The 24169-nt window shown below is 33.7% G+C and carries 23 protein-coding genes; 12 read left to right on the top strand and 11 right to left on the bottom strand.

Annotation, left to right across the window (positions count from 1 at the left end):
• Positions 1-46: 46 nt before the first annotated feature.
• A complete protein-coding gene (locus ASG22_RS14810; RefSeq protein WP_082505016.1) occupies positions 47-1399 on the bottom strand; it encodes a peptide-N-glycosidase F-related protein in 1353 nt (450 codons plus the stop codon).
• Between the two features lie 241 nt (positions 1400-1640).
• Here ASG22_RS14810 and uvrB point away from each other — a divergent pair, with 241 nt between their 5' ends.
• The 7 genes from uvrB (at position 1641) to ASG22_RS14775 (ending at position 10114) form a co-directional block, all read left to right on the top strand.
• A complete protein-coding gene (gene uvrB, locus ASG22_RS14805; RefSeq protein ID WP_055986182.1) occupies positions 1641-3632 on the top strand; it encodes an excinuclease ABC subunit UvrB in 1992 nt (663 codons plus the stop codon).
• Positions 3633-3662: 30 nt separating this feature from the next.
• Positions 3663-4037 carry a VOC family protein gene (locus ASG22_RS14800; RefSeq protein ID WP_055986179.1) on the top strand — a complete coding sequence of 125 codons (375 nt, stop codon included), beginning with the start codon at positions 3663-3665 and terminating at the stop codon, positions 4035-4037.
• A 70-nt stretch (positions 4038-4107) separates the two neighbouring features.
• Positions 4108-4785, top strand: coding sequence for a response regulator transcription factor (locus tag ASG22_RS14795; RefSeq protein WP_055986176.1), 678 nt, complete (start codon positions 4108-4110; stop codon positions 4783-4785).
• 25 nt (positions 4786-4810) lie between these two features.
• Positions 4811-6142: a sensor histidine kinase gene (locus ASG22_RS14790; RefSeq protein ID WP_055986173.1), complete on the top strand. Its 1332-nt coding sequence runs from the start codon at positions 4811-4813 to the stop codon at positions 6140-6142.
• Between the two features lie 11 nt (positions 6143-6153).
• A complete protein-coding gene (locus ASG22_RS14785) occupies positions 6154-8124 on the top strand; it encodes an LTA synthase family protein (RefSeq protein ID WP_055986170.1) in 1971 nt (656 codons plus the stop codon).
• A 148-nt stretch (positions 8125-8272) separates the two neighbouring features.
• Positions 8273-9058 (top strand): phosphatase PAP2 family protein, encoded by a 786-nt coding sequence (locus ASG22_RS14780; protein WP_055986167.1) that lies wholly within the window; start codon positions 8273-8275, stop codon positions 9056-9058.
• 9 nt (positions 9059-9067) lie between these two features.
• Positions 9068-10114, top strand: coding sequence for a sulfite exporter TauE/SafE family protein (locus ASG22_RS14775; protein WP_055986165.1), 1047 nt, complete (start codon positions 9068-9070; stop codon positions 10112-10114).
• 41 nt (positions 10115-10155) lie between these two features.
• On the opposite strand, the gene ASG22_RS14770 is transcribed toward ASG22_RS14775, so the two are convergent.
• The 4 genes from ASG22_RS14770 to ASG22_RS14755 all read right to left on the bottom strand — a co-directional run bounded on the left by ASG22_RS14770 (position 10156) and on the right by ASG22_RS14755 (position 13044).
• Positions 10156-10410: a DUF3820 family protein gene (locus ASG22_RS14770; protein ID WP_055986858.1), complete on the bottom strand. Its 255-nt coding sequence runs from the start codon at positions 10408-10410 to the stop codon at positions 10156-10158.
• Between the two features lie 13 nt (positions 10411-10423).
• Positions 10424-11509 carry an AI-2E family transporter gene (locus tag ASG22_RS14765; protein WP_055986162.1) on the bottom strand — a complete coding sequence of 362 codons (1086 nt, stop codon included), beginning with the start codon at positions 11507-11509 and terminating at the stop codon, positions 10424-10426.
• A gap of 5 nt (positions 11510-11514) precedes the next feature.
• Positions 11515-12246: a hypothetical protein gene (locus tag ASG22_RS14760; protein ID WP_055986159.1), complete on the bottom strand. Its 732-nt coding sequence runs from the start codon at positions 12244-12246 to the stop codon at positions 11515-11517.
• Positions 12247-12321: 75 nt separating this feature from the next.
• Positions 12322-13044 (bottom strand): hypothetical protein, encoded by a 723-nt coding sequence (locus ASG22_RS14755; RefSeq protein ID WP_055986156.1) that lies wholly within the window; start codon positions 13042-13044, stop codon positions 12322-12324.
• A gap of 46 nt (positions 13045-13090) precedes the next feature.
• Here ASG22_RS14755 and ASG22_RS14750 point away from each other — a divergent pair, with 46 nt between their 5' ends.
• Positions 13091-14068: an aminodeoxychorismate synthase component I gene (locus tag ASG22_RS14750; RefSeq protein ID WP_055986153.1), complete on the top strand. Its 978-nt coding sequence runs from the start codon at positions 13091-13093 to the stop codon at positions 14066-14068.
• The gene (locus tag ASG22_RS14745; RefSeq protein WP_055986151.1) at positions 14052-14678 is read left to right on the top strand and encodes an aminotransferase class IV; all 627 of its coding nucleotides are present in this window, start codon (positions 14052-14054) and stop codon (positions 14676-14678) included. The genes ASG22_RS14750 and ASG22_RS14745 overlap by 17 nt, the downstream gene beginning before the upstream one ends.
• Here ASG22_RS14745 and menD read toward each other — a convergent pair.
• Entirely contained in the window at positions 14667-16355 is a 1689-nt protein-coding gene (gene menD / locus ASG22_RS14740) for a 2-succinyl-5-enolpyruvyl-6-hydroxy-3-cyclohexene-1-carboxylic-acid synthase (protein ID WP_055986148.1), read from the bottom strand. The two genes, ASG22_RS14745 and menD, sit on opposite strands and share 12 nt — an antisense overlap.
• A gap of 85 nt (positions 16356-16440) precedes the next feature.
• Here menD and ASG22_RS14735 point away from each other — a divergent pair, with 85 nt between their 5' ends.
• Positions 16441-17391, top strand: a complete 951-nt coding sequence (locus tag ASG22_RS14735) for an isopenicillin N synthase family dioxygenase (protein WP_055986146.1) — start codon at positions 16441-16443, stop codon at positions 17389-17391.
• A 38-nt stretch (positions 17392-17429) separates the two neighbouring features.
• Here ASG22_RS14735 and ASG22_RS14730 read toward each other — a convergent pair whose 3' ends face one another.
• A complete protein-coding gene (locus tag ASG22_RS14730) occupies positions 17430-18242 on the bottom strand; it encodes a hypothetical protein (protein ID WP_055986143.1) in 813 nt (270 codons plus the stop codon).
• A gap of 206 nt (positions 18243-18448) precedes the next feature.
• Here ASG22_RS14730 and ASG22_RS21165 point away from each other — a divergent pair, with 206 nt between their 5' ends.
• A complete protein-coding gene (locus tag ASG22_RS21165; protein ID WP_185113811.1) occupies positions 18449-18613 on the top strand; it encodes a bacteriocin-like protein in 165 nt (54 codons plus the stop codon).
• Between the two features lie 96 nt (positions 18614-18709).
• On the opposite strand, the gene ASG22_RS14725 is transcribed toward ASG22_RS21165, so the two are convergent.
• Both ASG22_RS14725 and ASG22_RS14720 read right to left on the bottom strand, forming a co-directional pair.
• Positions 18710-19756: a PA0069 family radical SAM protein gene (locus ASG22_RS14725; RefSeq protein WP_055986140.1), complete on the bottom strand. Its 1047-nt coding sequence runs from the start codon at positions 19754-19756 to the stop codon at positions 18710-18712.
• Positions 19757-19875: 119 nt separating this feature from the next.
• Entirely contained in the window at positions 19876-20070 is a 195-nt protein-coding gene (locus tag ASG22_RS14720; protein ID WP_055986138.1) for a hypothetical protein, read from the bottom strand.
• Positions 20071-20240: 170 nt separating this feature from the next.
• Here ASG22_RS14720 and ASG22_RS14715 point away from each other — a divergent pair, with 170 nt between their 5' ends.
• The gene (locus ASG22_RS14715; RefSeq protein ID WP_055986135.1) at positions 20241-20594 is read left to right on the top strand and encodes a hypothetical protein; all 354 of its coding nucleotides are present in this window, start codon (positions 20241-20243) and stop codon (positions 20592-20594) included.
• A gap of 16 nt (positions 20595-20610) precedes the next feature.
• On the opposite strand, the gene ASG22_RS14710 is transcribed toward ASG22_RS14715, so the two are convergent.
• Both ASG22_RS14710 and ASG22_RS14705 read right to left on the bottom strand, forming a co-directional pair.
• Entirely contained in the window at positions 20611-23289 is a 2679-nt protein-coding gene (locus tag ASG22_RS14710) for a hypothetical protein (protein WP_055986132.1), read from the bottom strand.
• A gap of 24 nt (positions 23290-23313) precedes the next feature.
• Complete coding sequence (locus ASG22_RS14705; protein ID WP_055986129.1) at positions 23314-24111, bottom strand: DUF2797 domain-containing protein; 798 nt, start codon at positions 24109-24111, stop codon at positions 23314-23316.
• Between the last annotated feature and the right edge of the window lie 58 nt (positions 24112-24169).

Raw genomic sequence — 24169 nt, 5'->3', positions numbered from 1 at the left:
ATAAAAACAGCACTCAATAGGAGTGCTGTTTCGTTTTATAAATGATTTATTTTTTAATGATTTTATGTTTCATAGAAGTTAGATCTTCAAACGTCACTTTTAAAATATAAGCACCCGTTTGCAGATCACGAATTTCAGACTCTCCCCCTTTAAAGCTTTTTACCAATCTTCCTTCCATAGAATAGATTTCAGATTCTTTTACTTTTTTTGTGCTGGAGATTTTAATAAACTCCGAAGCAGGATTAGGATAAATTTTAACGTCTGTAACGGTCATTTCTTTTGTTCCTAATATGTTCGTAGCCTCTCCCTGAAGATATACAGAAAGTGGAAAATCTCCCTGCTGATCAACAAACTGCGCTTCCGGAACTGTGATAGTAAAAGCATGATTTCCAGCTTCCAAATTTCCTACACTTATTTTTCTGATCGGAATTGAATTTCCCGGACACCAGTTATTCCATGAAGTCCACCAAGCTGTAGATTGTGGCGTACCTCCATAGATCCCATTTCCTTGTGTATTGTACTGACGGAAAGGCTCACAAGAGATTCCACCAGGTCTGTACGTAAAAATCTGTGCATCGTTCAGATAAACATAATGTTGTCTTCTCACATATTCTTCTCCTCCGGAATTTGCCCCGTGATTGGAAGTAATTAGATAAAAATTGGCATTATTAATCGTATTCAGCAATTCAAAAGATAAAATTCTCATGGTAGTTCCCGGTTCATCAGTAGCACTGTAATTATTCATGCTTTTGACTGTTGCCATTGTTAAAAGGAAATTATTAACTGCAGGAATTGCCGTATTGGTATCTGTTGTAAAACTTAATGAACCTTTGAAAGTATCTATTCTTGAAGCACAACCTGAAACCTGCGTCTGTGCAGCATAAGGAACACCGTAAACAGAAAATTCAACCCAAAAATCAAATTGAGCACGTAAATTTGGATCTTTAAATATTGCTCCTAAATTATCGATCTGAAAAGTATAAGGAACCGTAGTCGGAGAAATATTTTTATTCATAAAAGGCGTTACAAATCTTCCTATTTCCAGTTTTTTCACAGTGTTGGTATCATAAGAAGTCGCCCCTTTTGGAGCAAAGGCAAGAAAAACGTGGGCTAATCTGTCATAATTGTCACACAATGCTCCGATGGTAATATTCATGGTTACAACATTACCAAAAGCATTTAATTGTGTATCTGTCATTTTTCTCGTATAAGTACTATTGCTCAAACGAACCGCATCTGTCGGTAAAGGCTGAGAAACCGTGGACGCATACATATCATAAAAAACAGCATCCTGATAAAGAGAAATTGTTGTCGGCGGAAGTACAGTTCCGGAATTATTTTTTCCGAATACGGAACCGAAAAAACTCAATAGAATTAAAGTAAGTAAATTTTGCTTCATATCACTTTTTATAGATTTAATGCAAATATAATTTAAATTATGGTATTAAAATTATAAACTCCATAATAAATAAGAATAATTATTCAAAATAAATCAAAAACGAAACAATAAATGGGTAAAAACACATTAAATTTGCGCAATCGATTGCTGTAACATTTATTTATTAAATCATCAATTAAAAATTCTGATAGTATAATCCAAAAATTTCTTTCGTATTTTTGTTGTACAAGATCACTTTTCTATGGAATTTAAACTTCACTCAGAATATAAACCAACCGGCGATCAACCCACTGCTATTGAGAAACTTACCGAAGGAATCGAAATTGGTGAGAAATATCAGACATTATTGGGGGTTACCGGATCTGGGAAAACCTTTACCGTTGCCAATGTTGTTCACAATGTCCAAAGACCGACTTTAGTTTTAGCGCATAATAAAACGTTGGCTGCGCAGCTTTTCATGGAATTTAAAGAATTTTTTCCAGATAATGCAGTAGAATATTTTGTAAGTTACTATGATTATTACCAGCCCGAAGCCTACATTGCAACTTCCGGAACTTATATTGAAAAAGATCTTAGCATTAACGAAGAAGTAGAAAAATTAAGACTTTCTGCAACAGCAAGTTTGCTTTCAGGAAGAAGAGATGTATTGATCGTAGCTTCAGTTTCTTGTATTTACGGTATCGGAAACCCAAATGAATTTCACAAATCATTAATTTCAATAGCAACCGGAGAAAAAGTAACCAGGACGGCTTTATTACATTCATTAGTTAACGCACTTTATTCCAGAACATTAAATGAGTTCCAACGAGGTACCTTTCGTGTGAAAGGAGATGTTATTGACGTTTTTCCGGCTTATGCAGATAATGCAGTCAGGATTCAGTTTTTCGGAGATGAGATTGAAAAAATCCAAAGTTTTGATCCTGTTTCAGGGAATGTGACTGCCAATTTCGATCAGATTCAGATATATCCAGCCAATCTGTTTGTGACTTCAAAAGAAACACTTAATGGTGCAATTAAAGACATTCAGGATGATTTGGTAAAACAGGTTGACTTTTTCTCTTCCATTGAGAGACCTTTAGAAGCAAAACGACTTCAGGAAAGAACAGAGCTCGATTTGGAAATGATTAAAGAATTGGGATATTGCTCAGGAATTGAGAATTATTCAAGATATTTGGACGGAAGATTACCGGGAACAAGACCTTTCTGTCTGATTGATTATTTCCCAAAAGATTTTCTGATGGTGATTGATGAAAGCCATGTTACTGTTCCACAGGTTCATGCGATGTACGGAGGTGACCGCAGCAGAAAAGAAGCTTTGGTGGAATATGGTTTCAGACTTCCCGCAGCGATGGATAACCGACCTTTGAAGTTTGAGGAATTCGAAGCCATGCAGAATCAGGTGATTTATGTTTCGGCGACACCTGCAGATTATGAACTGGAGAAAACGGGAGGGGCTTATATTGAACAAATTATTCGACCGACAGGACTTTTAGATCCAATTATTGAGGTTCGTCCGTCGTTGAATCAGATTGATGATTTAATGGAAGAAATTCAGAAAAGAGCTGATGTTGATGAAAGAGTTCTGGTGACGACTTTAACAAAGAAAATGGCGGAAGAATTAACCAAATATTTTACAAAATTCGGAATCAGGACAAGATATATTCACTCAGATGTAGAAACACTGGAACGTATCCAGATTATGCACGATTTACGTATCGGTCTTTTTGATGTATTAATTGGAGTAAACTTGTTGAGAGAAGGGTTGGATTTACCTGAAGTTTCATTAGTTGCGATTCTTGATGCCGATAAAGAAGGAATGCTAAGAAGCAGAAGATCAATGATTCAGACGGTTGGCCGTGCTGCAAGAAACCTCAACGGAAAAGCAATATTATACGCCGATAAGATGACAAAATCTATGCAGTCAACCATCAATGAAACAGAATATCGCCGTGCAAAACAGATGCAGTACAACGAAGAGCACGGAAAAGTTCCTGTGGCTTTAAATAAAAAAATATCAGAAAATCTGGTCGGAAGAAGCAAAGATTTCCCTGATGAAAAATATACGCAAAAGGAAATTCTTCAGAAAGTTGCAGAAACAAAGGCAAGTTACACCAGCGAAGACATCGAAAAAGTAATTCAGCAAAAGCAGAAAGAAATGGAAGCTGCCGCAAAAAATCTCGATTTCATTAAAGCCGCAAAATTGAGAGATGAAATCGTTGCTTTAAAAGAATAAATTTTAATCTCAATAAATCACATCAGTACAATGAAAAAAGTAACAGGTATCGGAGGAATATTCTTTAAATGTAAAGATCCGAAAGCATTGAAAGAATGGTATAAAACCCATCTTGGAATTAACGTTAATGATTATGGTGCTACTTTCGACTGGAAAGAAGTTGCAGAATCTAACCCAAAAGGCTCTTTGACGTGGAGCCCTTCACCGGAAACAACCAATTATTTTGAACCATCAACCAGAGAATTTATGATCAATTATACGGTTGCAGATCTTGAAGCTTTGGTAGAAGAATTAAAGAAAGAAGGGGTAGAAATTCTTGACGAAATTGCCGTGTATGATTTCGGAAAATTTATTCATATTCTTGATTCGGAAGGAAATAAAATTGAGTTGTGGGAACCTAAATAATAGCATATTTTGGTTTAATTTTTAATTTTTTCTTCAAAATTTCTTCAAAATTCATCAATACATTCGCCGTATGAAAGTGTTAATCATTGAAGACGAAACAGAATTATCCAAAAGTATTGCAGAATATCTTTCGGAAGAAAATTATTTGTGTGAATTTGCCGCGACATTTCAGGAAGCAATGCACAAAATAGAAATCTTTGATTACGCCTGTATCATCTTGGACATCATGCTTCCGGATGGAAACGGATTTAAAATTTTAGAAGAATTAAAAAATCAAAACAAGCAGGACGGAGTGATCATTGTTTCTGCCAAAAATGCATTGGACGATAAAATAAAAGGACTGCAAATGGGGGCAGATGATTATCTTACCAAGCCCTTTCATCTTTCTGAACTGATGGCAAGGATTTATTCGATTATTCGACGGAAACAATTCAATAATTCAAATATTATCACTCAGAATGAACTTCAGATTGATTTGTTGGCAAAAACCGTAAGCATTAATAATCAAATGATTACCTTGACTAAAAAAGAATTTGATCTGCTCATTTATTTCATTGGAAATAAAAATAAAGTTATTTCTAAAAGTACGTTGGCAGAACATTTATCCGGCGATTTTGCAGATATGCTCGACAATCATGATTTTGTATATGCGCACGTTAAAAATCTCAAAAAGAAACTTTATGATTCGGGTTGCGAACATTATTTAAGAACGGTGTACGGAACTGGATATAAATGGGAAGTTTCATAATAATGAAAAATCGGTAAGTAACATATTGAAACCTCTATTAAGCAAAACCACAAGACCTTTTCTTATTTATGTCCTGATTATCCTCGTCATAAGCATTCCCGTATATTTTCTGGTCGTTGATGCGATCTGGAAAAGCGAGCTTGATGAGCATAATAAAACAATCGCCGAAAAAACAGCTTTTGAATTTAATCATCTTAAATTAACGGATACCGAACTAAAAAAAAGGATTAAGCTATGGAATTTTATTCAACCAGAGACCAATATTGAAAGAGTTCCCTCAGACAATCTGAAGAAAGATCTTTTTTTTACTGTTGAAAAACAGAAAACATTTTCATCAGAACCGGAAATCGAACGGTACAGATGTTTAAAAAAGATTGTTTTTATTAATAATATTCCATTTCTCTTTACCATACAGACCAATATAGAAGAATCTGAAGAAACCATCGGGATGATTGCTTTGGTTACTATTTTTTTCTTTATTATTATCGTTCTCGGACTTCTTTTTCTCAACCGTAGATTGTCGGAAACTGTCTGGCAGCCATTTCGCAGAACATTGGAAAAATTAAAAACGTTTAATCTTAATCATCAAAATACTATTGAATTTGAGAAAACAAATACTTCAGAATTTGAAGAACTTCATTTGTCTCTAAATAAATTAATCGAACACAGCGTTTCCGTGTATCAAACGCAGAAAGAATTTACAGAAAATGCTTCCCACGAGCTGCAGACTCCTTTGGCAATTATAAAACACAAGTTGGATATTTTGATCCAGGATGAACATTTAACGGAAAAACAATATCAAATAACGGAAGATATTAATAAAGCCTTAACCAGAAGTTCAAGAATTAATAAAAATCTCCTTTTACTTGCAAAAATTGATAATCATCAGTTTGACAGCACTGAAAAAATCAAGCTTGATGCATTAATGGAACAAAGCCTTGAAATATTTGAGGAACATTTTCAACAAAAAAACATTTCGGTCAATTCACAGATTTCTCCTAGAATTGAAGTAAGCGGAAACAGCAGCTTAACAGAAGTTTTAATTAACAATTTGTTTATGAATGCTATTCGTCATACGCCAAAAGACGGAAATATTTATGTAAAACTGACTGATCAATATTTTGAAATATCTAATTCCGGAACGGAAAAACTTAATCAGGATTTATTATTTAAAAGATTTTCAAGACTTTCTACGGACAACAGCGGAAGCGGTTTGGGGCTTGCGATCATTAAGGAAATCTGCAAATTCCAAGAATGGAAAATCCGTTACAGATTTGAAAATAAGCATCACATTTTTTCAATATATTTTAAAAATTCAAAATTTCTTCAAAATTGGAAAGTTACTTTGCTCAATTAAAGAGTTAAAGTATGATTTCAAAATTGATCAAAAAATCTCTTGGCAGCAGATTTTCAATGTTTTTCAGCATTTTAGGATTGTATCTCGTTCTGTCATTTCTGATCAGAATTACCTTCCTGATTTGGTCTTCAAAAGATGTTGATTTTACATTTTTCTACCTTGTAAGAGCTTTCATCACGGGTTTTCTTTACGACATTGAAATTATTTTATTCTTTCTAATGCCTTATCTATTATACCTCTTAGTGCTGCCCAAAAGATGGATAGGAAAAGATTTTGATAAGTTTTTCACTTATTTTTACTTAACATTACTTCTTATTATCATCTATTTTAGCCTGTTGGCAGAAATTCCTTTTTGGGATGAATTTGGTGTGAGATTCAATTTCATTGCGGTTGATTATTTAATTTATACGTATGAAGTAATTGAAAATATTAACCAATCTTACCCTCTTCCATTAATAATTTTAGTGTTGGTTGGTTTAATTGTTCTGACGTTTGTTTTATTAAAAAGAAACAAAGTTTTTATCAATACTTTTTCAGATCAACTTCCTGTAAAGAAACGTTTATCCTATGGCATTCCTGCAATTGTTTTAGCAGCGGGATTAGGTTTAATCATGAAAAACAAACAGGCAGATTTCAGCAATAATATGGTCATAAATGAATTGGGGAAAAACGGTGCATTTTCTTTTATTTCAGCATTTAAATCTAATGAACTTGATTATGAAACCTTTTATCCAAAAATATCTGATAAAGAAGCATATTCGATTGTGAAAAAGAATCTCTTGCAAAAAAATCAACATTATGCCAATACAAAATGGGATGACATTTCAAGATCGACAACCGGAAATCCTGAGCAGAAACCCAATATTATTTTAATTGCAATTGAAAGTTTCAGCGCAGACTTTTTAAGCACTTTCGGGAATAAGGAAAATCTAACCCCCAACTACGAAAAACTTGCCAGCGAAAGTATTTTCTTCACCAATTTGTACGCTACAGGAACCAGAACCGTAAGAGGAATGGAAGCATTAACTCTCAGCGTTCCTCCAACTCCAGGAAATAGTATTGTAAGAAGACCGAATAATCAGAATATTTTTTCTATTTCCACTATTTTAAAAGAAAAAAATTATCTCCCGTATTTTATTTACGGAGGTGACGGCTATTTTGATAATATGAATACTTTTTTCGGCGGTCAGGGCTTTCAGATTGTCGACAGAAACAGAGGAAACCCTTTGTCGGACGATATTCAGACGAAAAGGTATTCGATAAACGATAATGAGGTAAGTTTTGAAAATGCCTGGGGAATCTGTGACGAAGATCTATATGCACAATCTGTAAAATATGCAGATAAAAGCAGCAAAGAGCATAAACCTTTCTTTCAATTTGTGATGACGACATCCAATCATAAACCTTATACCTTCCCTAACGGAAAAATAAACCTGCCACAGGGAAGCCGAGAAGGAGCAGTGAAATATACAGATTATGCATTGGGTAAATTCATTAATGATGCGAAGAAAAAGCCTTGGTTTAAAAACACCGTTTTTGTAATCGTTGCAGACCATTGCGCCAGCAGTGCCGGAAAATGGGAAATTAACATTGCCAAACATCATATTCCTGCCATCATTTACAATTTAAATCAGCAGCCGGAAAAAATCAGCAGACTAACTTCTCAGATTGACTTAATGCCAACATTATTCGGATATTTAGGCTGGAATTATACAACAAGTTTGTACGGAAAAGATATAAACCAGACGAATCCTGGAGAAGAAAGAGCCTTTATCGGAAATTACAGAACGTTGGGTCTGTTGAGAAATAATTTATTCACTCAAATTGATGATAGAAAAAGAGTAAAACAATTTACAGTTTCCGGTGCAGATAAATCATTATCTGAGGTTAATTTTAAAAACAATGATTTGGTTTCTGAGACGATTTCTTATTATCAGACGGCAAGTGAGAGATTTAAAACAGGAAAAATGAAGGTGAAATAAATCCTGATTTTCACAATTTCTTATAATTACAAATTCACAGACTCTTCTGTGAATTTTTTTGTTTTATTTAAAGAATCTCTTCAAAATTTCTTCTAATTTAAAGTGCATTTTTGGTCTATTATTAATCTTAAAGACACGAAATACGCTCATGAGAATCTTACTATTAGTCCTATTATTTATTGTGACCAGTTTTCAGGAAATCTATGCACAGGATAGTTTAGCCACACCAGAAGTTAAAGACAGTACAATTGTTTCTACGGTTAACATTGAAGATAAAACCCATCAGTTCAGTTACAAAAAACTAATTGTTCCGGCGGCGCTAATCACATATGGAACTGCAAGTTTAGGAATAAAAGGATTGAGACAGCTTAATTCATCCACACAATATGAGATCAGCGAACATAAACCGGATCATATCAGGCTGGATAATTTCACGCAGTTTGCTCCTGCTGCATTAGTGTATGGGCTGAATGCATTCGGTGTTGAAGGGAAGCATAATCTTCGGGACAGGAGCATTATTTACGGAACCTCAATGCTTATCACGTCTGCTATCACAATTCCTTTAAAAAATATAACCAAAGAAGAAAGACCGGATTTGTCCAATAATCAATCTTTCCCATCCGGTCATACCGCTATCGCTTTTGCATCTGCACAGTTTATGTACAGAGAATACAAAGACACCAACTTTTTGTTGAGTATTTCGGGATATTCTTTAGCTGTTTTTACGGGTGTTTACAGAATGTTGAATAACAAGCATTGGTTTGGAGATGTAGTCGGAGGTGCCGGTTTCGGGATTCTTTCTACAGAGCTCGCTTATTGGCTTTATCCTAAAATCAACAATATTTTGGGTGGAAAAAAGGAAAAATCCCAAACTATGATCATGCCTTATTATCAAAAGGGAAATGCCGGAATCGGTTTTGTGAAGAATTTTTAAATTATTAAGATGACTTTAAATATCATTCTTCTCTTTTTCGGAACCATTATCGCATTTTGGATCAGTGCCATTTGTGGTGGCGGGGCAAGTTTAATTTTAATTCCTATTTTAAATTTAATTCTTCCCAGTTCAGTTGTTCCTTTTTCGTTAACAATAGGTACTTTTACCAGCTCAGTATCACGAATTGCTGTTTTTAAAAGACATATAAAATGGCAGATTTTCTTTTGGTTTGTCCCGTTTTCAATTCCGTCCGTTCTATTGGGAGCCTGGTTGATTAAATATATAAATCCAAATTATTTACAGTTAATTGTCGCCTTTTTATTACTACTAAATCTTCCTGAATTATTTAAATCAAAAAAGAAAGAACAGGAAAATCCTAAAACATATCCGAAATATTTATTAATGATCATAGGATTCTGTGCCGGATTTGTTTCGGGAATTACAGGAGCGATTGGCTTATTATTCAATCGGTTTTATTTAAGATTCGGATTAAAAAAAGAAGAAATTGTTGCAACAAGAGCCGCCAACGAAATCTTTTTACATTTAATAAAATTAATTATTTACCTATCAATCGGATTGTATTCAAATACTGCTTTATGGCTGGGATTAACGATTGCGGGGGCAACAATTATTTCGTCGTATACCGTAAAATATATTTTACCTTATTTAAGCGAATTTTTATTTAAAAAAATTGGATACGGAGCCATGGTGGTATCTGGGATTATCTTATTTTTAGGAACTTCAGACAAAATCATTCAGGAGGATAAAATTTCGTTTTCGACCAATCACCGCAGCAGCGAATCTGAATCTGTCATATCATGGAGAAACACAGATTTTGTGATTGAGTTTTCTTTTGATGACGGTTTCGAAATAGAAAGACCTGTTACTTACAAAGAATTGCCCGAACATCTCAAAGAAAAATATAACATCCTAAAAGCACAATACAGTAAAATTTATCTGGAGAAAATTTTTATGTTTAATAAAGAACCTGCTTATGAATTTTATTGCTATAAAGAAAATGTATTGGCAGCAAAACTGGAATTAGAAACGGTTTAAAAAAGTTTTGGCAGCATCTTCGATGCCGCCAAAACTTGATATTAAAATTTGTAAGTCTTTGTTTTAGGTTTTTCATAACTTACTGCTCCCCCACGAAGCGGAGTAAGCAGATCCATTAAACCATTCAACTTTATTTCATAAATTGTAGAAAGCTGCATTCCCAGTTTTCCGGGTGGCATTCCTTTTCGGTGAAACCACTCCAGATAACTTATAGGTAAATCTGCTAAAACTGTTCCGTTATATTTTCCGAAAGGCATTTTTACGACACATATTTCCTGTAATATCTGTGGGTTTATTCCGTCTATCATTTTATACTATTAGATCAATTTTATTTTCAATTTCATCATCTTTACCCGGGATTTTAAGTTCGGGAGTGTCGTTATCAGAAAATTCATTTCTGTATACCTGAACCAAAAGGATGGTAAGAGAAATAAGAATCGGTCCGAAAACAAGTCCCATAAATCCGAATAAATTCATCCCCATAATGATCCCGAACACTGTATTTAACGGGTGAATATCTTCTAATTTTTTTAAAAGCGTAAACCGAAGCAGATTATCAGTTAAACCGACAATTACTAAACAATAAGCTCCCAATCCAAGACCTCCACCCATATTTCCTTCAGCAATCATGAAAATACAGATAGGTACAAAAACAATTGCTGCTCCCACTACCGGAATCATTGATGCTGCTGCTGTTAAAGCAAATAATAAAATGGGACTGGGCGCTCCAAAAATGAAATATCCTATAAGTGCTACAAGACCCTGACCGAGTGCTACAACCGGAATTCCAATAGCATTTGCCATGATCAGTTTTCTCATTTTCTCTCCTATCAAAGCAACATTAGCTCTTTTTAAAGGTGCTGATGAAGCTAAAATACGTTCGAAAAAACGGGGGCTTTCCAGCATAAAATAAAGAATAAAATATGTGGACATAATCACCGTAAGCGTATTAAAAGTACTGCTAAGAGCGGTTGTAGAAAACTTTCCTACTCCATTCTTCAGTTTGTCCATATTTTCTTTACTTAAAATATCAAAACCGACTTTTGAATAAATAAAAGTATGAATCTTTTCAAGAAATACATTAAACTTATCCATATAAGCCTGTGCATTTCCCAGTTTTTCTATCAATAGATCTACAATAAAGTAAACCGGCAGAATAAGAATAATCAGACTCGCAAGCATTAAAACCAATGAAGATGCCCATGGTTTCCATTTTCGTTCTTCCTGCAGATAAAAGTTATACTTTCGGCACACTACATAAATTGTAATGGCACCTAATACAGAAGGTATAAAAAGGGCAAGATTAAAACAGATTAAACCTGCCAACACAAGAATGATGGCAAGTAAAGATACCTGCTTTATTTTAACGCTGCTTATTTGCTGATCTTTATTCATTTATATTATTTAGTGATTACTTGTCTTGGCTTTCCAAGATAGGCACAGTAAGCAGAATACATTACTGCCATCATGAAAGGAGCTGTCAAAATAATACCAATACCGCAAAGTATTATTCCGGCGCATGAGATGATTGCCCCGAGAACCACTACTCCAAGGAACGTGCCGTAATTTTCCTTTACAATATTAAAGGATTTCCCCAATGCTTCGGTGGCAGAAGCGTTTTCAAATAATAAAATAGGATATCCTAAAAATAAGAAAGGATATACAAAAACTACAGGAATTACACAAAGAGAAAATGCAATTGTTGTAATTACCCAAGATATTAATGCATAAATAAGAATATTCCCTAAGTTTTGTTTATATCCAATAAAAAGATCAGCAAAATCAATTGGCGATTTTGTATTATACTTATTGATCATGTAAATTAAACCTACATAAAGTGGAGCCAAAAGGAGCCCAAGCAAACTCGATAAGGTGACATACATAGAAAATCCTGGTACCTCCCAATATCTGAAATTTGAATAATCTCCGGAATCTCTCATACTTTCCATAATAGCAAAAGAATTGAATCCTGTGAGTAATTGGATAACGTACCCTAAAACAATATAGACGATCATTGCCACAATCGCATACAGGATAACTCCTTTATACATTTCGATGGCATGAGAAATAATTGATCCTGTGCTCCTTTCCGGAACAGAACCTTGTTGGTCAAATTCATTAAATTCTGACATGGTGTATATTTTTTAATGTTGTTCTCACCAAAATTAACTTTTTTTGGCAGATAAAACATTACCCCTATCTGAATTTTAATTCTTTTCCGAAAAAATAATCTTGTATAATGAATAGATCATCGCATTCCAGAATGGAAAAGTAAACAGCCCACCGATAAAAAACAGCATAAAGCCAATATATTTGAATATAATTGCAACTACCACACAAACAAGTATTTCGACAAAATACATTTTCAAGGCTTTAAAGTTCAAAGAAATCGACTCGAAGATTGTCTTGTTCATAAAAAACATGATCGGAGCTACAAAAACAGTGATAAAAACCCAAACAATACCAAGAATAATAGTCTGAATAGAGTAAGCAAAAATGACATACCAGAAAATAAAATATCCTACATATTTAAAAAAATTCAGTCCGTTATAACCGACCAGCAAATCTCCCAATTCAAGTTTTTCGCCTAAATCTATTTTTCTGTAAATCTGGTAAAAGCCAAGATTTAAAGGGTATAAAAATATAATAGTTCCTATCAGCCACATAGAGAAATTCTGAAAATTGTCGGTCGCCAGCAGCTTCTGTAATTCCGCTGTATATACTTGAGCGCCCTTCGTTGCATATTTTGCAGTTTCTATGTATTCGCCTACAACGCCGTATTTGGCATCACAGAAAAAAATGACAGTCATTACAATTCCAAAATATATAATTGAAAACATCAACTGAAAAATCAATGTTTTGTTCCAATAGAAAAATGCCTGCTTCAGTATAAAATCTAGTCCCGGTTTCTGTGGATATTTATTTTGCATTAAAAAATTTTGTGCAAAAGTAAACATCAATAAGTACTTTTGCCGAATGTTTTCAGTGAATAATCAAAAATTTATCGAAATGGATGAGCTTTCTCTTCAGAAAGCTCCCTTCTTCTTCATCGTCGATTTCCTTACGGAGAATGTAGAAATTTTTAAAGAAAATGAAATTGAAAATTCAGGTTTATTAATTGATTTTCAGAACTTTTCAAACGTAGAAACGACATATGATTTAGACAAAAAAGTCGAGTGGAAATCATATCCTGAAAGTTTAGAAAGCTTTAAAAAAGGTTTTGATAATGTTCAGAAAAATCTTCATTTAGGTAATTCTTACTTAATAAATTACACCAGAAAAACTAAAATCGACACAAATCTTACGTTAAAAGAAATATTTTATCATTCAACTTCAAAATATAAAGTTTTTTATAAAGATTTTTTCGTATTTTTTTCTCCTGAAACTTTTGTGAAGATCATTGACGGTAAAATTTTGACTTATCCGATGAAAGGCACAATAGACGCTTCTCTGGAAAATGCAGCCGAAATTCTGAAGAACGATAAAAAGGAAAAAGCAGAGCACTACACAGTGGTCGATTTGCTGCGAAATGATCTCAGCATGGTGGCAAATGATGTGAAAGTTGATAAATTTCAGCATATTGATTTCATCAAAACACAGCAAATGGATCTGTATGCGATGAGTTCGGAGATTTCAGGAAATATAAAACCTGAATTTGATGGAAAAGTGGGAAGTATTATGAAAAAACTGCTTCCTGCGGGTTCAATATTAGGAGCACCCAAACAGAAGACGTTGGAAATAATTTTAGAGTCGGAAGGTTTTGACCGAGGATATTACACTGGAGTCTGCGGTTGGTTTGACGGTAACAATGTTGACAGTTGCGTGATGATTCGTTTTATTGAAAAAGAAGGCGATGAACTTTATTTTAAAAGCGGCGGCGGAATCACCCATATGAGTAAATTAGAAGATGAGTATCAGGAAATGAAAAATAAAATTTATGTCCCAATTTATTGAAAGTATTAAAGTAGAAGATCAGGAAATTTTCCTGTTAGAATATCATCAGAAACGTGTAGATCAGACTTTTGCCCACTTTGGAAAAGAGGATTCTATCGATCTTGCTAAAATTTACAAGCATCTGGAACATGATGAAGACGGGCTTTTTAAATTAAGAATCGTTTATGATCTTGAAAAAAAAGTGCGTACCCAGATGATTCCTTATGCTATTCCGGAAATTCATAGCTTTCAGCTGGTTGAAAACAACAGTTATGATTATTCTTTCAAATTTGAAGACCGAAAAGAGTTGGAAAAAATGAAGATGAAATCTAAATCTGAAGAGATTTTGATCGTTAAAAATAATCACATTACCGATACCTCTTTCTCCAACCTTTTATTTTTGGAAGGCAAAGATTGGTACACTCCAAATACGTATCTTCTCAACGGTGTTCAGAGACAGCATCTTTTGAAAACTAAAAAGATTAAAGAAACTGACATTACATTACAAAATATCAATCAATTCACTCATTTTCAAATGATTAATTCAATGAATGATTTTGATGATATGTTTATTTATCCGCTTAACAGAATTATTAATCTACCGGGAAAAGAAGAATATTTAGACCTTTAAATCTTCTTTCATAAAGGCAAAATACGACTTAAGTACTTCAGCATTATTTTTACCTTGAGTATTGACCTCCAATATTTTAGGCTGAGCATCAGGTTTGAAGAAATTTTCTAATACACGATCAAGCGTCAATTCTTCGTCAACTTTTGTATAAGAGAATCCGAAATGTTTTGCTAAATGTTCCGCAGTTTTATGATGTTTCGTGGTAATAAATTCGTCTAAAGTATTAGGATTTGCATTTCCCGGCCCCGGAATAAACTTGAAAATATTCCCTTCAGAATTATTAAAAATCATAATTCTTGTAAACGGCGGAATGTATTGATTCCACAATCCGTTGATATCATAAAAGAAACTCAAATCACCGGTAATCAACAAAGTAGGATTAGCATTTTTGATTGCAAAACCCATTGCCGTAGAAGTTGAACCGTCGATTCCGCTAGTTCCTCTGTTACAGTAAATTTTTCTTTTACCATAATCAAACAACTGCGCATACCGAATCGCCGTGCTGTTGCTGAAATGGATATTATAATTTTCCGGAATTGCCTTAGAAGTGGTATTAAAGAAATAAAAATCTGAAAACTCGACCGTATTTAAAAATTTTTCGTGTTTTGCATCTTTTTTATCTTTCAGCACATCCCAAAGATTAAAGTAAGGTTTTGGCTCTAAAGTTGCGAATTTCAATAATTTAGAAAAGAAAACTTCAGGCTTGACTTCGATTTTTTCCGTTAAAGCGAAATATGTATCCGGCTGCCAGACATCATCCAAATGCCAATGCTGTTTCGGTCTGGCACTTCTTAAAAACTGTTTTACTTTTTTTGAAACCACATTTTGTCCTACAGTAATCAGTAAATCAGGCGCATAGGTTTTAAAATCCTCTTCTGTAAAATTGAAAACATAACGGTCTATATGCTTAAAGAATTTTTCGTGATATACATTTGAATTGGCTTCACTCAAAACCACAACCGAATGGTTTTTAACCAACTGTGTCAATTGATTTTCCAATTCAGGACTGTGATCTCTGGTTCCGACAAGAATCATAATTCTTTGAGAAGTATTCCAGTCTGCTACGAGAGTTGATGGAATTTCATATTCTTTTTCCTTGATTGTTTTTTCAATCGTCGGGAAAGTCGGAAGCTCTGAAACCAATTCATACAAAGGCTCTTCCAACGGAATATTGATGTGAACCGGACCTTGCTTTTCAAAACAAAGTTCGATGGCTTTTTTAATCGTGTCAAAATTTACATCCTCCGAATTTTCTTTACTGTCTTCCAACAATTGAAAATCGCCGTAAGAATGCTGATGAAAAAGATTATTCTGCCTGATGGTTTGTCCGTCAAATATGTCAACATAATCAGTCGGTCGGTCGGCAGTTAATATCAACATCGGAATGTTTGAGTAAAATGCTTCCGTAATTGCAGGATAATAATTAGCAGCAGCAGAACCACTTGTGCAAGTAATAACAACAGGTTTCTTTTCATTCATCGCCATTCCCATTCCTACAAAAGCTGCACTTCTTTCATCCACAATACTGAACGCATGAAAAACGCCCGGCATTTCCGCAAAATGAATCGCCAAAGGAGCATTTCTTGACCCCGGAGAAATAATAATATCTGAAATTCCGTATTGTTGAAGAAGATGTGCGAGTATCTGAATACTTCTTTTGGAAGAATATTTTTTCATAAGACAAATTTAGTCTATAAATACTTAATTCTAAAATCATTTAATTTAAAAAAAATGTAATTTTGCTCCACGTTAAATTTCTAAAATGGATAAAATACCTAGTGTAGACCTGCGTGATTTCCTTTCGGGTGAACCGGAACGCAAACAGAAATTTGTAAATGAAATCGGAAAAGCTTATGAAGAAATCGGATTTGTAGCCTTAAAAGGACATTTCCTTGATGATAAGCTAGTGAGTGAATTGTATGGAGAGGTAAAAAACTTTTTTGAACTTCCAACGGAAACGAAACAGAAGTATGAAATTCCGGGAATTGGAGGACAGAGAGGCTATGTAGGATTCGGTAAAGAGACTGCAAAAGGCTTCAAAAAAGGAGACTTGAAAGAATTTTGGCATTTCGGACAGTATGTTTCGGATGATTCAAAGTACAAAAGCGAGTATCCTGACAATGTAATCGTTGAAGAATTACCAAAATTCAACGAGGTGGGTAAGGAAACCTACCAGATGCTTGAAAAAACAGGACAGTACGTTTTGAGAGCTTTGGCATTGTATCTTGGTCTTGATGAATTTTATTTTGACGATAAAATTGCGGAAGGAAATTCCATTCTAAGACCTATTCATTATCCACCAATTACACAAGAGCCGGATGATGCTGTACGAGCAGCGGCACACGGAGACATTAATCTGATTACTCTTTTGATGGGTTCTCAGGGGAAAGGCCTTCAGGTTCAAAATCACAACGGAGACTGGATCGATGCTATTGCACAACCGGACGAATTGATGATTAACGTTGGTGATATGTTATCAAGACATACTAACAACAAACTGAAATCTACAATTCACAGAGTGGTAAACCCGCCAAGAGAATTATGGGGAACTTCAAGATATTCAATTCCTTTCTTTATGCATCCTGTGAGTTCTATGTCATTAAATGCCCTTGAAAACTGTGTAGACGAAAATCATCCGAAATTGTATGAAAATACAACAGCAGGAGAATTTTTACATGAAAGACTGATCGAATTAGGATTGATCAAAAAATAATAATGAAACCGGGTATCTTTGCCCGGTTTTTTGTTTAATTATAGTTTTGCATGAAATTTTTCTGTTAAGATCTTTTTATACTTTTCTGCTCTCACCAAGTCTTTTTTTTGAACCCAAAAACTATATGAACTTTTGAAATATTCTTCCTGGCATTTTGCAGGTAAATATTGGTTGACCTCATCTTCATCTGAGTTTTCTATGATCTCATACTTCGGCAGATTAAAGCCCAAAGTTTTTTGATGTATGGCATATCTTTCCAAAATATTATATTCTACCCACGTATCACATTGATATTTTTCGATATCTTTTTCAAAATATTTCTCATAATAATAGAGCATTAGGTCTTTTTCCACATTTCCTAATTTTGCTCCGCCAAAACTCATAAAAACAGTAAAAAACCATCGTTGTTTTATCAGTCTTTCAAATTCTTTATACCCAATATCTTCTCTTCCTAAAGGAGAATTATTTAATCTTTCCGCTTTTTTCAACACTTCTCCCAAATACATTTCTGATGTATTAATAAACCCTTTTGTATTGCCTTTTTGATAATAATTTTGATATTCTCCGATTTTAAGGGTAAGAAATCCAAAACCATGTTGGTAATAATCATGAAGTGCCTCCTTATCACCTTTGAATTTGATCGTATCTTTTACAAGACTTATCAACAAAGACTCCTTTGGATTTAAAAACAAAGGAATATTTCTTTCCAATTTTTTTTCATTTTTATACAATATGGAAATCTCTTTTAGCCTGGTTTTCTCATTAATGGTTTTCTTTTGATTAACTTCTATACCAACTTTCTTTTGGTTAAATTCTATCTCAACAGGAAAATCACTTTTATTATCAATCATTATATTTTGTGCTGTACTTAGACAAGAAAATATCAGAAATAATACAATCTTCCCTTTATTTTTTAATTTTTCATGGCATATCATAAGCATAAAATTAAAACTTTTACACGAAAAAACAATTCTAAATTAAAAATATACCACAGGATGATGACATATCATATTTTTGATTACCTTTACCATAGTGTCAAATTTTTAACTAAAACAATATGAAAAATTTAAAAAAACTAAGCAAAGGTCAATTAAAAACGATTAAAGGAGCAGGTGGAATCAAGCTTCCTGAACCAGAATTTTGTATGTATGCGTGTCCAGATGGAACAATCGTTTGTGCAACATGCAGCGATGATTTCAAATGTCCGGATAATTCCATCTAACACAAAACCCCAAACGATAAAAACCGTTCCTTTTGGAGCGGTTTCTTTTTTGTTTTAACGATAGATAAAAGTTAATTTCAAACTATTTAAAAATCTTTAATCAAAAAACCTCAACTGCTGATCTTTAGAGCCTGTAAAATTTTTTGTTGAAAGTTTTGGAAATTCTTTCCCTTCGAAATATTTCTTCCTTCCGATTTTAAAAGTATTATGAATCATTTCGGCGATATTCCCTTCTCCTTTTTGTCGGTCGAAATATCTTTTCTCACCCAATTTTCCACCTCTCATTGAGCGGATTAAGTTTAAAACTTTTTGCGCTCGATCCGGAAAAGCCTGCTCGATCCATTTTACAAAAACAGGTTCCACCGTATCATTTAACCTAACCATTGTATATCCGAAACTTTGAGCCCCAGCTTCGGAAATTGTTTTTAAAATCGTTAAAGGCTCATCACTGTTCAATCCCGGAATAATCGGCGCCACCATTACATTCACAGGAATATTATTTGCTGAAAGGATTTCTACAGCCTTTAGTTTATTTTTGGAAGAGCTCGTCCTAGGTTCCATTTTACGTCTTAAATCTTCATTAATTGTCGGAATGCTTAATGAAACGGAAACCAAATTCTGTTCTGCCATCGGTTTTAATAAATCAAGATCACGTAACACTAAGGCATTTTTTGTCAGAATATTGACAGGGTGTCTGTAATCAAGACAAACCTGCAACATTTTTCTGGTAATTTCAAATTGCTTTTCCGCCGGCTGATAACAATCTGTATTCCCTGAGAGTAAAATAGAAGCCGGTTGGTATCCTCTTTTCTGAAAAAATTTCTCCAGTAATTCCGGTGCATTTTTCTTGATCATGATCTTTCTTTCAAAATCAATTCCGGCGCTATATCCCCAATATTCGTGGGTGGGTCTGGCGAAACAATAAGAACATCCATGCTCGCAACCCTGATAAGGATTCATCGAATATTCCATCGGCAAATCTTCGCTTTTCACCTGATTGACAATTGTTTTAGGGAAAATTTCCGTGAAAGAAGTTTTTACTGTTTCGAAATCTTCATCATCAGGCTCAAAGGTATATTTATCGAAACGGTTGATAACATTTCGTTGTGCTCCCTGACCTTTTATGATATTTTCGTTCTGCATTTCAAGTGTAAAATTAGAACAGAATTTTTATAAAATAATAAACTTTAACAGTAAATTTTTAAACAAAAAATCCAACGCTGTGATAGCGCCGGATCTTAACCTGATAATATATTTTTTTACTACTTCAGTGCAAAAAACTCTACCCCATGGGTATCGTCATCATTATTTTTTCCATCAAAATGTCTGTGATAGTCTGAATAGGTATCACTGTATTTTTTATCTTTCTTGTGTAATATCTTTTTTATTCCGATGATACTTAATACTGCCAAAAGACCAAATCCTCCTGCCAGTAAAACTCCGACTTCTTTTTTCATATTTTGTCTGATTTATATGGTGGTCTATTGCAAAAAGTATACCCAATATATTTCAGATATTATAAATTTTGTTAACATTATATGATTTATAATAAGAACATAATTCATTTAAATACCACTCTTTCAATATCAATGGTTTAATTATTGTACTTCAATTGAAAAATATTATTATGGAAAGCACAGGAAATATCGATAAAATGACAACCTTGAGTCAGGTTATGACCAGATTGGCTCAGCGAGGTATTCACAGAGAATTTCGAATGAATGAAAACGGCGAAATGAAGTTTGAAAATTCCGAAAAGGTATATCAGCCCTCTGAATTAACGATCATCAAAACGTACCGTTTCGAAGGACCCAGCAGCCCGGATGACAATGCTGTTTTATATCTCGTAAAGGATGATGCAGGAAATTTGGGAATGATTATAGATTCATACGGTGCCGACAGTAACTATCCCGGCGATGAATTCGATAAATTTATACGAGAGGTTGAAATTTTAGAGAGTCATGAATTTGATTTTGATTAGCATACTAAGTCCGGAACTATTTTGTTTCGGACTTTTCTTTTTTATTGAAGATTCCTTTCAGAAAGCCTTTTTTCGGTTTTTCTTCTGCAGGTTGTTCCTGCTTTTTCTCATTTGAATTTTTCTTAATCTCCTGACCAATCTCCTTTACAGATTGTTTCATTCCCTTCACATCTTTTTTTACCTCTTGCACTTTCTCTTTGGTATTGTCAACTGTTTTTTTAGCTTTCTCGATATTAATTCCGATTAACGTTCTCTTTAAACCCTGCTCAATTCCTTTCCAAAATAAATTGAAGAATGATTTCGTAGGATCTCTTTCCACGTCTTCAACCTGCACATCTTCAGGAAGTTTACCAGAATCAGATTTCACCACCAAATTGGCAATAGCTGTTAAAAATCCTTTTTTCTCTTTGTTGTCTTTATCTAAAATAGCAATTTTCAAATCTTTATGTCTAAGATTAAAACTTCCATTCAACCCTTTAGGATCTCCTCTGAAATTAAACAGCATTTCCTGAATAGTTCCCGTTGCTGTCACATGCAAATACGGACGTATAAACGGATTGATGCCCACCGCAGGAAGATTAACCGCTTTTCCTGAAATATTAAATACATCTCTACGATCTGCAACATCAAAATTCCAATTAACAGAAAGGGGCGCCAAATTCATAAATGAACAATTGATTTTAATATCAACTCTAGTAGGTTTTCCTTTGGCTTTTGCAGAGTTTAGATTTTTGACATTCATATTAAAGTTATTGAATATCAGTTTCCCGGGTCCGGCGCTTTCAGGTGTATCTTCTTCATATACCAAAATAGAATTTTTCACATTCAGATTATTGATATTTAACGGAATTTTTATTGTTCGAAGCATCGCCGAGTACAATAATTTTTCTTTCGGATCGTCATTCGGAATTTTACTTCTGAAAATATTGGCATCCGCAGACTGTACGGTAACATTAGATGCATTTATATATTTGTTTTGAGAGAAGAAATCCCAGGTTCCGTCCGCTGTAATTTGGCTGACTTTAATATCATACAAATCTCTCTCAACAGGAATCATTTTGATAAACTGAGCTCGTGAAACGAGTGGTTTTGTAACAAACTGACTCATCTGAAGTTTATTTTTACTTAATTTTAAAAGTCCGCCCGTCATATTGTAAAACTCAGTTTTGTAGGCAAAATTCTTACTTGTCACCAAATAATCTTTCACATCAACAGCCAATCCTGAATTATCAGATTTTGGGGTTAATTTTACATTATCAATTGTCGCATTAAGATCATTAAAAACTAACGGCTGATTTCCTTTGTCATAAGTAATATCAGAATTTTTCAGTGATATTTTTCTTATCAGAACAGATTCTATTCCGGAAGGTTTATTTTTCTTTTCAATTTTCGAATTATTTGAAGTAATTGTTCCTTTAGCATTTTCTACAAGAAAATCTTTAATATTAAGATTTAGCTTATCATTGTCAAAATTCATCGTATTAATATTGAAACCAATACGATCTATAACCATCTTTATTTTAGCAGCATCGGAATGTACATTATCCGGAACAATGGAAACATCATTTATTTCTCCTTTTTTAGGATTTAAAGAAATATTTTTAACCAAATAATTATTACCATTAGAAAAAAGTACATTTTTTCCCGAAAACGCAAAATCTTTATATTTTACGGGAATTTTTTCTTTTGAAGTTTCTTTATCAAAATGCAGTTCATTTATATTCAGATTTAAATTTTCACCAGTAAACAGATCTGCACCGTTTGGCTTAACTACCTGAACTTTAGCATTGCTGAGTTTAAAACCACCCAAATCCACCTCATAATTCATGGGCTTATCAGATTTTACAGCCATTGCTCCTGTATTATAAACAACAATATTTGGATTGTAAAAATTAGCATTCGCAAGAGAAACCTTATTCTTTTTCAAAACAACATCAGTGAATTCCATTTTCTGAATATTGACTTGGAAAAGTTTTGTTTTTTTAGGGTAATATTTTTTAAACTGATCAATCGTAATTAAAGGAATTACCTGAAAATTTTCAATAGACACTCTTCCATTTGAGGTCTTTACTGAATTGATTTTCAAAGCATAAACATTATCCGGTTGAATGAAAAAATTCTTTCCTTTAACATCATACGTATCAAAAACAACAGGTAATTTATCTTCAATAGATTCTTCCGTCAACTGTAAATTTTCAACATATAAATTCAACTCTTCAACAGAAAAAAACTTTTGCTTTGTATATTTGAAAATACTGATATTTCCCTTATTAATTCTTATATTTTCGAAGCGGACAGGGTTTCTTTTCTTATCGGTTTTCACATCAACCGGTTTTGCAAGAATAATATTCAGATTAGGTTTCGATAAAAGCAAGTCTGAGGAACTGATCTGCTTATTAAAAATCGCATCATAAATACCAAAACGACTGATTTTCAAAGTGTCAATTGTGCCTTGCAAGCCAATCACATCAACGTTTTGAGGATTTTTGTTATTGACCGTAATTCCAGTTGACAGAATGTTTCCCGACATGAGGTCAACCTCCATATTTTTGTAGGAAACTTTATAATCGGTATTATTTTTTATATATTTTGGAAGCTGGGTTTTAAGCCAAACATTAAGTCCAAAATTTGCCAGTAAAATAATTACCAGCAAAACTCCAAGACCAATAACTATTTTTTTAACCCATTTTTTCATGTTTGGCTATTAATTTTATTACTATTAATTCTTTATATCCAGCTCTATCATATATCCTTCATGTCCTCTTACATTAATAAATTCGCCACCATGGAAACCAAGATACTGTCCTTTAATCCCCGTTAACTTCCCTGTAAATTCAGGTCTTTTATCTAAAGTAAATGATGTTACTTTTTCCGGTTTTTCAAAAGGATAATCAAATTTCCACATCGCATCACCTTCGCTGTAGAATTTCTGGAAATCTTCAGGAAAATATTCTTTAATTTTTTGCTGAAAATCTGCTAAATCTACTTCTCCTTCAAAATCATCCTGGAGCATTTTTTTCCAGCTTGTTTTATCTGCAACGTGTTGTTTTAATGCAACCTCTATCATTCCTGCTTCATAACGATTCTCTGTTCTGGCAATCGGCAAGGCAAAAGTTGCACCCTGATCGATCCATCTTGTAGGAATCTGCGTATTTCTCGTTACCCCGACTTTCACATCGCCGGTATACGCTAAATATACGACATGCGGCTGCAATTGGATTTGCTGTTCTACTTCCAAATTCCGTTCCGCAATTCCCAAATGGGCTGTAGAAAGTTCGGGACGAATGATTGTATCACTTGCATAAGGACTTTCAAAAAAGCAGCTTTTACAGAATCCCATTCGGTAAATTGGTTTATTTTCTCCGCAATTCACGCATTGAAAACCGACATGTTTTATAGTTAATTCTTTTCCAAACAATTCGTTCATGTGAATAAGGTCGCCGGAAAGGTTCAGGTAATATTGAATCGGCTCATCATTGAAGCTCGTCATTTTTAAAATTTGCCCTCGAAACTGCATATTAATTTTAGTTAACTTTTTTAAGTAAATTTAATGATTATATTTTTCACGAAGTAAA

This window comes from Chryseobacterium sp. Leaf405, assembly GCF_001425355.1.
Taxonomy (GTDB): domain Bacteria; phylum Bacteroidota; class Bacteroidia; order Flavobacteriales; family Weeksellaceae; genus Chryseobacterium.
This window is presented reverse-complemented; position numbering and strand designations above follow the sequence as displayed.

Bases quoted from the DNA above. Each gene is read 5' to 3' on its own strand.
- ASG22_RS14745 (WP_055986151.1), top strand. From the start codon at position 14,052: ATGTCCCAATTTATTGAAAGTATTAAAGTAGAAGATCAGGAAATTTTC.
- ASG22_RS14720 (WP_055986138.1), bottom strand. From the start codon at position 20,070: ATGAAAAAAGAAGTCGGAGTTTTACTGGCAGGAGGATTTGGTCTTTTG.
- ASG22_RS14775 (WP_055986165.1), top strand. From the start codon at position 9,068: ATGACTTTAAATATCATTCTTCTCTTTTTCGGAACCATTATCGCATTT.
- ASG22_RS14715 (WP_055986135.1), top strand. From the start codon at position 20,241: ATGGAAAGCACAGGAAATATCGATAAAATGACAACCTTGAGTCAGGTT.
- ASG22_RS14800 (WP_055986179.1), top strand. From the start codon at position 3,663: ATGAAAAAAGTAACAGGTATCGGAGGAATATTCTTTAAATGTAAAGAT.
- ASG22_RS14760 (WP_055986159.1), bottom strand. From the start codon at position 12,246: ATGTCAGAATTTAATGAATTTGACCAACAAGGTTCTGTTCCGGAAAGG.
- ASG22_RS14710 (WP_055986132.1), bottom strand. From the start codon at position 23,289: ATGAAAAAATGGGTTAAAAAAATAGTTATTGGTCTTGGAGTTTTGCTG.
- ASG22_RS14780 (WP_055986167.1), top strand. From the start codon at position 8,273: ATGAGAATCTTACTATTAGTCCTATTATTTATTGTGACCAGTTTTCAG.
- ASG22_RS14725 (WP_055986140.1), bottom strand. From the start codon at position 19,756: ATGCAGAACGAAAATATCATAAAAGGTCAGGGAGCACAACGAAATGTT.
- ASG22_RS14755 (WP_055986156.1), bottom strand. From the start codon at position 13,044: ATGCAAAATAAATATCCACAGAAACCGGGACTAGATTTTATACTGAAG.
- uvrB (WP_055986182.1), top strand. From the start codon at position 1,641: ATGGAATTTAAACTTCACTCAGAATATAAACCAACCGGCGATCAACCC.
- ASG22_RS14735 (WP_055986146.1), top strand. From the start codon at position 16,441: ATGGATAAAATACCTAGTGTAGACCTGCGTGATTTCCTTTCGGGTGAA.
- ASG22_RS14810 (WP_082505016.1), bottom strand. From the start codon at position 1,399: ATGAAGCAAAATTTACTTACTTTAATTCTATTGAGTTTTTTCGGTTCC.
- ASG22_RS14765 (WP_055986162.1), bottom strand. From the start codon at position 11,509: ATGAATAAAGATCAGCAAATAAGCAGCGTTAAAATAAAGCAGGTATCT.
- menD (WP_055986148.1), bottom strand. From the start codon at position 16,355: ATGAAAAAATATTCTTCCAAAAGAAGTATTCAGATACTCGCACATCTT.
- ASG22_RS14750 (WP_055986153.1), top strand. From the start codon at position 13,091: ATGTTTTCAGTGAATAATCAAAAATTTATCGAAATGGATGAGCTTTCT.
- ASG22_RS14795 (WP_055986176.1), top strand. From the start codon at position 4,108: ATGAAAGTGTTAATCATTGAAGACGAAACAGAATTATCCAAAAGTATT.
- ASG22_RS21165 (WP_185113811.1), top strand. From the start codon at position 18,449: ATGAAAAATTTAAAAAAACTAAGCAAAGGTCAATTAAAAACGATTAAA.
- ASG22_RS14705 (WP_055986129.1), bottom strand. From the start codon at position 24,111: ATGCAGTTTCGAGGGCAAATTTTAAAAATGACGAGCTTCAATGATGAG.
- ASG22_RS14730 (WP_055986143.1), bottom strand. From the start codon at position 18,242: ATGATTGATAATAAAAGTGATTTTCCTGTTGAGATAGAATTTAACCAA.
- ASG22_RS14785 (WP_055986170.1), top strand. From the start codon at position 6,154: ATGATTTCAAAATTGATCAAAAAATCTCTTGGCAGCAGATTTTCAATG.